Annotated in this window: 10 protein-coding genes; all 10 read left to right on the top strand. The window is 72.1% G+C overall.

Annotated features, from left to right (window positions below):
* Positions 1 to 275: 275 nt before the first annotated feature.
* Positions 276 to 413 carry a 50S ribosomal protein L34 gene (gene rpmH, locus NP075_RS19020; protein ID WP_191783193.1) on the top strand — a complete coding sequence of 46 codons (138 nt, stop codon included), beginning with the start codon at positions 276 to 278 and terminating at the stop codon, positions 411 to 413.
* 10 nt (positions 414 to 423) lie between these two features.
* On the top strand, positions 424 to 783 hold the full coding sequence (gene rnpA, locus NP075_RS19015) for a ribonuclease P protein component (protein WP_227563662.1): 360 nt from the start codon (positions 424 to 426) through the stop codon (positions 781 to 783).
* Between the two features lie 8 nt (positions 784 to 791).
* Positions 792 to 1,088 carry a membrane protein insertion efficiency factor YidD gene (gene yidD, locus NP075_RS19010; protein WP_227563661.1) on the top strand — a complete coding sequence of 99 codons (297 nt, stop codon included), beginning with the start codon at positions 792 to 794 and terminating at the stop codon, positions 1,086 to 1,088.
* Between the two features lie 22 nt (positions 1,089 to 1,110).
* Positions 1,111 to 2,250: a membrane protein insertase YidC gene (gene yidC / locus NP075_RS19005; protein WP_227563660.1), complete on the top strand. Its 1,140-nt coding sequence runs from the start codon at positions 1,111 to 1,113 to the stop codon at positions 2,248 to 2,250.
* A 65-nt stretch (positions 2,251 to 2,315) separates the two neighbouring features.
* Entirely contained in the window at positions 2,316 to 2,828 is a 513-nt protein-coding gene (locus NP075_RS19000; protein WP_227563659.1) for a Jag family protein, read from the top strand.
* Positions 2,829 to 3,344: 516 nt separating this feature from the next.
* Positions 3,345 to 3,980, top strand: coding sequence for a fasciclin domain-containing protein (locus tag NP075_RS18995; protein WP_227563658.1), 636 nt, complete (start codon positions 3,345 to 3,347; stop codon positions 3,978 to 3,980).
* A 1,137-nt stretch (positions 3,981 to 5,117) separates the two neighbouring features.
* Entirely contained in the window at positions 5,118 to 5,708 is a 591-nt protein-coding gene (locus NP075_RS18990; RefSeq protein WP_227563657.1) for a maleylpyruvate isomerase N-terminal domain-containing protein, read from the top strand.
* Positions 5,709 to 7,814: 2,106 nt separating this feature from the next.
* Entirely contained in the window at positions 7,815 to 8,399 is a 585-nt protein-coding gene (gene rsmG, locus NP075_RS18985; protein ID WP_256791330.1) for a 16S rRNA (guanine(527)-N(7))-methyltransferase RsmG, read from the top strand.
* 1,117 nt (positions 8,400 to 9,516) lie between these two features.
* Positions 9,517 to 10,575: a ParA family protein gene (locus NP075_RS18980; protein WP_372456688.1), complete on the top strand. Its 1,059-nt coding sequence runs from the start codon at positions 9,517 to 9,519 to the stop codon at positions 10,573 to 10,575.
* Complete coding sequence (locus tag NP075_RS18975) at positions 10,572 to 11,780, top strand: ParB/RepB/Spo0J family partition protein (RefSeq protein WP_227563655.1); 1,209 nt, start codon at positions 10,572 to 10,574, stop codon at positions 11,778 to 11,780. Before NP075_RS18980 ends, NP075_RS18975 begins: the two co-directional genes overlap by 4 nt.
* The last annotated feature ends 125 nt before the right edge of the window (positions 11,781 to 11,905 follow it).

Genomic DNA, 11,905 nt, shown 5'->3' with positions numbered 1-11,905 from the left:
CACGCCGGGCCGGCACCACGGCGACACGCGTGACCTGCGGTAATGGGACGGGGGCCTGGGACACGGAGGCTCGGGTGCCGTCGGAGGCGTCCGTCCCCATTTGACCCCGCCGCCGGGCGCGGCGTAACGTGGTCCAGCCTTTCAACGGCTCCGTCCGGCGCGCCCTGACGCCGTCGCACGCCTCACCGCGTGCGTTCCCTGGAGCAGTGGACACGGCATCAGGACCTGGTCGCGCGACTGCGTGCGATCGCTACGACAAACGTGTGGAGAACGTCGTGACCAAGCGCACCTTCCAGCCGAACAACCGGCGCCGGGCCAAGACCCACGGCTTCCGTCTGCGCATGCGCACGCGCGCCGGCCGCGCCATCCTCGCGGCGCGTCGCCGCAAGGGGCGCACCGAGCTCTCGGCCTGACGCACGTCCGGTGCTCCCCGCAGCGCACCGGATGCGCCGCTCTGCCGACTTCCAGCAGGCGGTGCGTCGGGGCGCGCGCGGGGGCCGCGACACCCTCGTCGTCCACCTGACGACCACGACCGACCCCGGCCCGCCGGCGGTCGGTCTCGTCGTGTCCAAGGCGGTCGGCAACGCCGTGACGCGCAACCGGGTCAAGCGACGTCTCCGGGCGCTCGTGACGGCGCGGCTGGACGCGCTCCCGGCCGGTTCCCTGCTGGTCGTCCGGGCCCAGGCCGCGGCGGCCGGTGCCACCTCGAGCCGGCTGGCGCAGGACCTCGACGCGGCCCTGGCCGGCGCCGGGCGTCGGCTCGCGCGTCGGCAGGACGGGTAGGTCGTCCCATGAACCTGCGCGAGGTGTGGACGACGGTCCGGCGGCTGCCGGGCGGCGTGCTCCTCGGGCTGCTGTGGGTCTACCAGCACCTGATCTCGCCGCTGAGGCCGCCGACGTGCCGGTTCTACCCGTCGTGCTCCCAGTACGCGGTCATCGCGGTGCGGCGCCACGGTGCGCTGCGCGGGGCGTGGCTCGCGGTGCGCCGGGTGGCGCGCTGCCACCCCTGGAACCCCGGTGGTGTCGACGACGTTCCTCCGTCGCGCGACGACCACCACTCGCTCGACGCGGCCTCCGCCGCGCACTGACGCTCTCGAGGAGCACAGCTTCATGGACTGGATGGACGGCCTGCTCTTCCCGTTGATGGTCGTGGTCGCGTGGATCATGGTCCGCTTCCACGAGGCGCTGACCTGGATCGGGCTCGACCCGGCGAGCGGTGCCGCGTGGGGACTCTCGATCGTCGGCCTCGTGATCGTCATGCGGATCCTGCTCATCCCGCTGTTCTTCAAGCAGATCCGGGCGATGCGTGCGACCCAGCTGATCCAGCCGGAGCTCCAGGCGCTGCAGAAGCGGTACAAGGGCAAGACGGATCCGGCCTCCCGTGAGGCGCAGAGCCGGGAGATGATGGAGCTCTACAAGAAGCACGGGACGAACCCGCTCGCCTCGTGCCTCCCGATCCTCCTGCAGTCGCCGATCTTCTTCGCGCTGTTCCGGGTCCTGTACGAGCTGCCCCGCATCGCCGCCGGGACGTACGACCGCGCCGAGTCGATCGGCCCCATGACGCAGGACCTCGCCGCTCAGGCCGAGGCCGCGACCATCTGGGGTGCACCGCTGTCGGGGACGTTCCTCAACGCGGACGGCAACTGGCACATCCAGGTCGTCACGGTCGTCCTCATCATCGCGATGTCGGTGACGACGTTCACGACCCAGCGGCAGCTCACGATGAAGAACATGCCGCCGGCTGCGCTGCAGGGCCCGATGGCCCAGCAGCAGAAGATCATGCTCTACATGCTCCCGCTGATCTTCGCGTTCTCCGGCGTGAACTTCCCGATCGGTGTGCTCATCTACTGGACCACGACGAACCTGTGGTCGATGGGCCAGCAGTTCTACACGATCCGTCGCATGCCGGCGCCCGGCTCCGAGGCGGAGAAGGCGTACAAGGCGCGCCAGGCCCGCAAGGCGGCGGCGCGCGGGCAGGTCGTCGAGGACAGCGGGACCACCGCGGTCATCGAGGAGAAGCCGCGCGGGCAGCGTCAGCAGCCCAAGCGCAAGGACCGCGCCAAGGTCCGTCCGACCCAGCCCGGCGGTCCGACCACCCCCTCGGACGCCCAGACGCCGGACGCACCCACTGACGCACCCGTCGAGGACGTTCGCGACGCGACGCCGGCGCCCGAGACCCCCACGACGACACCGAAGAAGAAGCGCAAGGGCTCGCCCTCTGGCTCGACCGACGGCCCCGCACGATCCTGACCACCGCCCGCGCGCACGTCCGACGACGGACGTGTGCGGGCGAGACCTTCCTGAACGGAGAAGAGATGACCACATCGGAGCCGAGCACCGTCGACGACGGTGACCTCGTCACGCGCCTCGAGGAAGAGGGCGAGATCGCGGCGGACTACCTCGAGGAGTTCCTCGACATCGCCGACCTCGACGGCGACATCGACATCGACGTCGACCACGGGCGTGCCGCGGTCGAGATCGTGGCCGAGGACGGCACCGTCGACTCCCTGCGCCGCCTCGTCGGCAAGGACGGGCAGGTGCTGGACGCGCTCCAGGAGCTGACGCGCCTCGCCGTGCAGACGAAGACGGGGGAGCGCAGCCGCCTCATGCTCGACGTCGCGGGCTACCGCGCCGAGCGGCGCGCCCAGCTCGTCGAGATCGCGCGCGGTGCGATCGAGCAGGTCAAGGAGTCGGGCACCGCGGTGACGCTGGAGCCGATGAACCCCTTCGAGCGCAAGGTCGTCCATGACGCGGTCGCCGAGGCGGGGCTGGTCAGCGACTCGGAGGGTGTCGAGCCGGAGCGCCGCGTGGTGATCCGCGCGAGCTGACTGCAGCAGGGCACGACGAGAGGCGGGTGGCGACGCCACCCGCCTTTCGTGTGCCCGTCGTCGGGGAGTCACACGGGCGCCCGGAGAGCGGGCTGGGCGCAGAGACGGCGCACCGGGCGGTGTGTGTCGGGACCGGCGCGGTCGTCGCCCGCGCCGGGCGTCACGGCCGAGGTCGCCGTTTCACGTGAAACTGGCCCCCGGGCGGGCCTGTTTCACGTGGAACCGAGCGCTCGGTGCCGTCACTGAGTTACGGGCGGTAGGCGTTCGCAGGTCCGGGCGCGGTACTCAGCGAGGACGAGGTCGGGAACGTCGCCGCTATCCCGAACGGACCGCTCGACGGCCTGCGACAGGGCTGCGACGGCCCGTGACAGGTCTGCGACGCACGGATCCGTCGAGGACCGGACGACGTCGGGTGCATCCGGGAACGCTCCTCGACGGGAAGAGGGGGCAGGGCGTCGACGACGACGCCCCGCGGTGCGCACGCGTGCCGCCCGACCGCCCGCAAGGAGTCCTTCCATGAGGATCCGTCGTCTCGCAGCGTCCCTGGCCGCCACCGCCCTCGCCGGTGGTGCGGTCGTCGGTCTGGCACCGGCCGCGTCCGCCGCCGGCACCACCAGCCTCGCCTCGGTGCTCGCCGCCGACGGCGCGGGGTTCGACCGCAGCTGGTACGACTACGACATCGTCGACAACGCGGTGGCCGCCGTCCTCGCCGCCAAGCCCGGCAGCCCGGTCGCCGTGCTCGCGGACGGCACGGTCCCGCTCACCGCGTTCCTGCCGAACGACCGGGCGTTCCAGGTGCTCGCGTACGACCTGACGCACCGCTGGTACGGCTCGGAGGAGAAGGTGTTCGGTGCCCTCGCGCAGGCCGTGGGGATCGACGCGATCGAGCAGGTGCTGCTGTACCACGTCGTGCCCGGGGCCACGATCGACTCCGCCACCGCGCTCGCGTCCGACGGTGCGGCGCTCACCACCGCCCAGGGCGGCACCTTCACGGTCGACGTCCTGTCCAAGCGGATTCCGATCGTCGTGCTGCGCGACGCCGACCGCAACGACCTGAACCCGCTGCTGGTGCGCAGCCAGCTCGACATCAACGCCGGGAACGCGCAGATCGCTCACGGGATCTCGTTCGTGCTGCGCCCGCTCGACCTGTGACCCCCCGGCGCCCGCCCGGTGCCGACCGGGCGGGCGCCGGCACTGCGAGGCGTCGCAGGTCCGTCGGGCCGGGCCGCGCGCCGCTGACACAGCGCGCGCCGCTGGTGGCGCACGGGGGCGGCTGACGGATCCGAGCAGTGGCGCTTGCTTTCCACCCGCTACGACAGGTTCGCCGTCGGCCGCCCGGACGGGGCCGTGCTGGCCGCGATCCCCGCATCACTGCGCCGCTGAGACAGCGACGACCTCCACGGACCGACGGTCTGGGCGACCCACCGAAGACGGCGAGAGGCCCATCGCGCCCGCAGCACGAGGGCCTCCTTCGGACCCGGCCCGGCTCGAACGGGCGGCCAACCCCACCGACTGCGGGCTGGGCGCGCCCTACCGGGTAGACGCGCCTTGGGCGGCTCGGCACGGAGGTACATCGATCGCGATCAGCCGGATTGATGGAGAGACACGCCCTGGTCTGGGCGATCCCCCGGACGATCCGGTGGGACCCGCGACCGACGAGCGCCGCGGCTCGTTTGCGACGTGTTCACCTGGAGCTCCGGGTGCGGTTGCTCAGACGGGGGCGGAGACCTGGTGGTGCGGCCCGCGAGGAGTGGCGACCGCGTGGCTATCGCTGGTTCCACGTGAAACGCAACATTGGGCCGGCTCAGAACCCGCGCGTTGTCGCATCCCGACGGGAGTGGGTTCTGCGTCGCCGGGACGTCTTCGCCGACCGTGACATCCGGTTTTCGGGAAGGGCGTGGGTCTCGGCAGCCATGCGACGTGCGGCGCGGTACTCGAGGGAGCCCGCCGAGGGCCGGTGTGGCCAGCGGGAATCGTGTTTCACGTGGAACGGGGTAGAGCCCCGCCAGAAGCGGGGCGCGTTTCCCGTGAACAGCGTCTGGTCAATGACCAGCGGACTCGTACTCGCGTCGCGTTCGACGGGTAGCTCCAGTACGTGCTCGACGGGGCGTCGCCCGTTGCGGCGCCGGCCACACCGCCACGCGGAATGTGAATGGGCGCTGCCGGCGGACGGCCCCCGCGACTGTCGCCTGTTGCCGCCTCGCCGCGTGCGCCACCGCACCGCCACCACGCGGGCGCCCGGACGGCGGACGAGGGATACCGCCGCGGCGTCGTGGCTACGGTTGAGGGATGAAGCCCACCGTCACCATCGATGCGTGCGCGACGAGCCATCAGCTGCTGCTGGCCGGGCTCGCGCCGCTCGACGACGGGGACTTCCGTGCGCCGTGCCTGCTGCCCACCTACTCGCGGGGCCACCTGGTGACCCACGTCGCGAACAAAGCGCGAGCCCACGTGCGGATCTTCGAGGGCGCCGCCGTCGGCGAGGTGCGCAGGATCCACCCGGACGGGTACGACCCGGATCAGGCGGCGGGGGCAGGAGCGACCCGCCCGGCAACCGAGCTCCGTGCCGATCTGGCTGACTGCCTGCAACTCCTCGAGGGAGCGTGGGCGGCACTTGACGATGAGCAGTGGGCGGCGCGGGGGATCATGGCCGCCGGCCCTCGGACGATGGTCGAGATCATCGGCCACCACCTGCGGAACATCGAGGTCCACCACGTGGATCTCGACATCGGTCATCGCCCGTCCGACTGGCCGGCCCTCCTCGTCGAGACCGAGCTGCCCAAGCGTCTGCGGGCACTGCCCGACCGGGCCAGTCGTGCCGGCCTGCTCGCGTGGCTCATCGGGCGAGGGCCTGCGCCGGATCTGCTGGGGGAATGGTGAATGCAACCTGGTCGGTCGCCCTTGGTTGCCGGCCTTGCAGATTCTAGCCCTCTGGGGCGGGCGCCAGGGAGCCGGGCTGATGGACGAGAAGCTGACCAGTCAGCGACATTCCTGTCCCCGGCGGCGGTGATTGTCGAGGTGCGATTCCCGCGGGTTCAGACGGTCCGCCTGCTGGTGACGCAGCCGTCGGGGAGGGGTGGCGGGCCGTGGTGATGTGTACTTCCACGGGTCTCATGCACCCGACGACCGGCGTCCCCACGAGCCGCGCGACCCGGTCGGCACCGTTCGCGTCGTTGCTCGACGTGGCGCGCAGCATGCTCGAAGGCGATGTCGCGCCGGCCACGGGCGTGGCGAGGGACCCCGCGCGCACGGACGACACGCTCTAGCGGTGCGAACCTGCAGGTCAGTGCACTGAAGTGAGCCTGCGTGCCCGAGGTTGGGTCACCACGGGAGTGCTCGCTGTCCGGCCGGCGGACGGCCCGGCGCCCTTCGCGCGGCGCGCAGTTCGCGTGTGCGCGCGCCGGCGGTCGACGTGGTGTACCTGGGGGCCGGCCAGCCTGTGTCGCCTGTCGCTCAGCGGTCCACCACGGGTTCGTGGCGCGGGCGGGCTCGCGCATCGCCGTCTGCGAGGAAACCACATCGGCGAGCCCGACGCGCACCAGCGGAAAAGTGGACCGGCGGACAGGCACATGTGCCCAGCCGCACCGGAAGCTGGCGTTCTGCATGAATGGCTTGGTGAACGACGACGAGAAGTGCACGGGGATGACATTCTGGCCGAGAAATGCGGGGGTGGCGTTGTCACGTTGCTCTCCCGCGGATGTCAGCCGGTGCAGATGTGCCGGGCGGGCAGGAGGCCCGCGACCGGGTCCCCTGGACGTCGGCGTCGCGCTCGTAGCGACGGAACGAGACGTCGGTGCGTGGCCTGTCACGCGTCCGCCCTGGGGAGTGGGCGGGGACCAGCCACCGCAACATCGTTCCGGCGCGTAGCGGGGACTCGGCCCGTTGCACGCCTGGGCCGCGGGTCCTGGATCCGATGAGGCGGAGTGGCCCGGGGGGTGCCGAGGCACGTGCACGATCATCGGCAGTTCCAGACCGGCACAGGAGCGGCCAGGAGCGCCGAGGATCGCAGACAGTGCCCGCACGCTGAGAGGGAAGGCGCGCGCGGGAGCGCCAGGAGCGTGTTGCGGCGGTGACGGGTACCCCGACGCGTTGATCCACGAGGTCTGCCTCTCTAGCAGGTGGCCGCGTGGCGGCGAGAGGAGTGCCCACGCCATCATCCACACGCCCGGTGCGTCTGGCTCGCCCGCTGGCCACGCAGTCGCGTCGCGTCAGGTGGGCACACGGGTCTCCGAGCATGTGGTCCATACGCTCGGCCCAGGTCGGCGCTGGTGGGGCACGAGTGTGGTGCGTGCCGCGAGCGGGTTGGCGTGGTACTCGCCGCCAGTTTCACGTGAAACCGTCTGTTCCAGATCCGGGCCTGTTTCACGTGGAACGTGCGGGGCACGCCGCTGTGCGACATGCGCACAGGGATAGCCCGGGACCGTGTGCGGTGGGTCTCGGCGTCACCGCACCGGCGAAGCGTCAGGCGAGCAGCGTCTCGGGGCCACCGCCCACGGAGAGACGTGTGGCGGGCGGCATCTGGCGACCCACACGATCGTTGCCAGCTGCGCGGCAGCGGCGGGTGCGAGCGTGGGTCTGCAGGCGCTGCGCGGCCGTGGTGCGGAGGCGTGGTCGAGCGCGGGGGCGAGGCCTCGGCGCGGGTGCCCGCGGGCCGAGTGCGGGTCAAGGGGCACGTCTCGCCACAGGTTGTGCACCGGCCGGAGTGGGCTCCACCGGCGGGGGGTGTGGCGGGGTAGCGTAAGCGCGCGACGAACGTGCGACAGGAGCGGACGCGCGCCAGTCGACGTTCGTTTCACGTGGAACAGGAGCCATCGGGTGCCAGACGTGCCGCGCGACGACGCAGCGACCAGCGATGACGAGGGCGTGGCGGCTCTCAGCGCCGATCGTCCCGGCGTCGAGGGTGGCTCGCGCGAGGACGAGGTCGTGGCGGACCCGTGGGACGGGGACCCGCGCCTCCCCGCGTTCTTCGCGGACGCGTGGCCGGCTGTGGACGCGTTTCACCAGCTGCTCGTCGAGGAGGGCGAGCTGCGTGGGCTCATCGGACCGCGTGAGCTACCGCGCTTGTGGGAGCGGCACCTCCTCAACTCAGCCGCCGTGGTTCCGTTCCTGCCCGCACGTGGCCTGATCGTCGACGTGGGCTCGGGTGCCGGCCTGCCCGGTGTCGTCATCGCGGCGATGCTCCCGCAGGCCGAGATCGTGCTGGTGGAGCCGATGGAACGCCGCGTGACGTGGTTGCACGACGTCGTCGATCGCACGGGCCTGACCAACGTCGAGGTCCGACGCGCTCGTGCCCAGGAGCTCGAAGGTGCCCTCGAGGCAGATGCGGTCACCGCGCGTGCGGTGGCGTCACTGGACAAGCTGTTCCGCTGGACCGCTCCTCTCGTTCGTGAGGGCGGAACCGTCATCGCCATGAAGGGCGCGCGGGCTGAGGAAGAGCTCGCCGCAGCCTCGAAGGCGATGCGGGCGTCCGGTCTCACGAACGGCCAGGTGCACGAGGCGACGACCATCGCCGGAACCGAGCCCACCCGGGTCGTCTCCGCCGTCCGAGGAAGGGGTCCGCGTGTTCGGTAGGAAGAAGCGCCGCGAGGAGCGTGAAGCGGCGGAGCGTGCTGCAGCCGCCGGTGCGCAGCAGTCGGTCGGCACTCCGGATCCGGTGGCATCGGTCGCCAGCGCGGCAGAGGCAGGTGCTGCGCCGCTGCTGAACCCGGGCGGATCAGGAGGCACTGGTGCACCCGCAGTCGTGGGGGAGCGCAGTGCGGGAGACGGGACACCCCCGCCCTCGCCCTCGCCCTCGCAGCCCGTACCCGCGGTGCCGCAGATGGCCGCGTACGATGCGTCCTCCCCAGCGCAACCACCAGCGGGCCCTGGGCCCGATGCGCTCTCGCCTGCGCACCCGACCGCGACCGTCCCGGTCCCCGCCGCGACCGCGCCCGATCTGAGTGACACCACCACTGTTGGCCTCGACGATTCCAGTGACGGTTCGGGACCGGCTGCGATGGTCTCGTCGGCTGTGACACCCGCGGACGAGTCACCCCTCGTGTCCCGGACGCCGCGGTGGACGGCGAGAGACCTGGCAGGCGGCGCCGAGGTCGAGGCCGACTCCGAACGCTCGGCATCGCCGACGAACGCAGCAGGAGATGCCACGGACGGGGTGCCGCAGAGCATCCTCGGGTCTCAGGCTCCGGCCGATCCGTCGGAAACGGAAGATGCCACGGGTGCTGCCTCAGGGGCCGGCTATGTTCCACGTGAAACACGCGCCGCGGCGCAGGCCGAGACGTCGGATGCAGGCGCACCCGACGCGCCCGACGTCGTTTCACGTGGAACAGACGTTGCCCCCGAGGTGCGATCGCGCCGGACCAACCGGCCGCAGCCTGTGTCGGTCGCCGAGATGGGTGCCGCCTACCCGTGGCAGACCGAGGCGGGACAGCTGGCCCCGGACCTGAGCGGCGCGGCAGCGGCCCTCGGGGGCGAGCGGGCGAGCGACACGACCCGCGACGACATGAAGGCGTCACCTGCAGACGTCACCGAGCGAGCGACGGCAGCCGACGAGCCGGGGACCCCCGCGAACCCTGGCGACGTGCCGCTACCCCCGTCGGCTCAGGTGGCTTCGCCGGAGCGTCCGTCAGTCGACCAGCACCTGACCAGCGACGACGCGCCGAGCGGCGCGGGCGAGGACGAGAGAGGCATCGTGGAAGACCTGCCGGACCCGCACCGCGGGACCGACGCACTCACCGGTCCGGGCGCCACCGCGGCCGACCAGGACGCCGCACGCCGAGCCGAGCTCGTCGACAGCCTGCCCCGCCCGACCGCCGACACTCCGCTGCTCGCCGAGCTGCAGATCGACGCGCGCCGACGCATCGAGCTGCGCGGGCGCAAGTTCCCCCGGCCCGAGCGCACGCGGGTCATCACGGTCGCCAACCAGAAGGGTGGCGTCGGCAAGACGACCACCACGGTGAACCTGGCCGCCGCGCTCGCGCAGGCCGGGCTGCAGGTGCTCGTCCTCGACAACGACCCGCAGGGCAACGCCTCGACCGCTCTCGGCATCGACCACCGCGCGGGTACGCCGTCGATCTACGAGGTGCTCGTGGACGCGGCGCCCATGCACGAGGCCGTCCAGGAGAGCCCGGACGTGCCCGGCCTGTGGTGCCTGCCGGCCACCATCGACCTGTCCGGTGCCGAGATCGAGCTCGTCTCGATGGTCGCCCGTGAGACGCGCCTGCGGACGGCCCTGGACGGCTACTTCGACTGGCGGCGTCAGCAAGGGCTCGAGCAGATCGACTACGTCTTCGTCGACTGCCCTCCGAGCCTCGGTCTGCTCACGGTCAACGCCTTCGTCGTGGCACGCGAGGTCCTCATCCCCATCCAGTGCGAGTACTACGCGCTGGAGGGCCTGTCGCAGCTGCTCAAGACGATCGAGCTGATCCAGGCGCACCTGAACCCGCAGCTCGCTGTGTCGACCATCCTGCTGACGATGTACGACGCGCGGACGAACCTCGCGCAGCAGGTCGCCCAGGAGGTGCGCACGCACTTCCCGGAGCGCACGCTGCGCACGACCGTTCCGCGGTCCGTGAGGATCTCGGAGGCGCCGAGCTACGGGCAGACCGTGATGACCTATGACGGCGGCTCGTCCGGCGCCCTCGCGTACCTCGAGGCCGCCCGTGAGCTCGCCGAGCGTGCCGTGCGTACCTCCACCACCACCGACATCCCCGCCGGCGTGCCGGGCGGCCCCCCACAGGAGGACCAGTGAGCGAGAAGCGTCGCGGTCTCGGCCGCGGTCTGGGTGCACTCATCCCGACCGGCCTGGACACCCCGCGCAGCACCGGCGACCGCCCGGTCGACGTGTTCTTCCCGGACAACCGCAAGACGACGCCGGACCCGACCCAGGTCCCGGAGGCTGCCCCTGCGCCGTCCGCTGCGTCGGTGACCGCACCCGCACCGACGGACGTGCTGGTCAGCGAGCCGGCGGTGACCGAGGCCGCCCCGTCGGACGCCACCGCGGGATCGACCACCGGACCCGCGTCGGCGGGGGAGACCCCGGCTGACGATGCGCCGACGGACGCCTCCTCCGCCGCTTCGGCGACGCCCACGAGCCTGCCGGACTGGGACAGCGGGGACGTCGACGGGCTCGTGCCCGTGCCCGGCGCGCGGTTCGCCGAGCTGCCGGTGGACACGATCCGGCCGAACCCGCGTCAGCCCCGGCACGTCTTCGACGAGGACGCGCTGGCCGAGCTCGTCGGCTCCATCCGCGAGGTCGGGGTGCTGCAGCCCGTCGTCGTGCGGGCCGTCGACGACGGCTACGAGCTCATCATGGGCGAGCGCCGCTGGCGTGCCACCCAGGAGGCGGGCCTCACGACGATCCCCGCGATCATCCGGGAGACCGAGGACTCCGACCTCCTGCGGGACGCGCTGCTGGAGAACCTGCACCGGTCGCAGCTCAACCCGCTCGAGGAAGCGGCCGCGTACCAGCAGCTGCTCGACGACTTCGGCTGCACCCACGAGCAGCTCGCGACCCGCATCCACCGCTCGCGGCCGCAGATCTCCAACACGCTGCGCCTGCTGCGCCTGCCGCCCCTCGTGCAGCGCCGCGTCGCCGCGGGGGTCCTCTCGGCGGGTCACGCCCGGGCGCTGCTCGGACTGAGCGACGGCGCTGCGATCGAACGGCTGGCCCAGCGCGTCGTGTCCGAAGGCCTGTCGGTGCGTGCGGTCGAGGAGATCGTCGCCCTCGGCGGCGACGAGAAGGAACCGACACGGCGGCAGCGGCCGCGGGCCGGGATCCGGAACGAGGCGCTCGACGAGCTGGCTACGCGCCTGTCGGACCGTTTCGAGACCCGCGTCAAGGTCGACCTCGGCAAGACGCGGGGCAAGCTCACGGTCGAGTTCGCGTCCGTGCAGGACCTCAACCGCATCCTCGCGTCGCTGGCCCCGGAGGACCCCGGGGTGCTCAAGCCCTGACGCTCCGGTCCCTGGGTGTGTCGCGAGGCGGCCACCGCGTGCGGGTGGCCGCCTCGCGGCGGCTCCGGGCCCGTCCGCGACGACCTTGACGGCTCACCAGGGAGCCCGCGCGCCGGCCGTCGCGC

Origin of the sequence: Cellulomonas wangsupingiae, from assembly GCF_024508275.1 — a bacterium.
GTDB lineage: Bacteria > Actinomycetota > Actinomycetes > Actinomycetales > Cellulomonadaceae > Cellulomonas > Cellulomonas wangsupingiae.
Note: the sequence above shows the minus strand (reverse complement) of the source record. Positions and strands in the feature narration are given on the sequence as shown.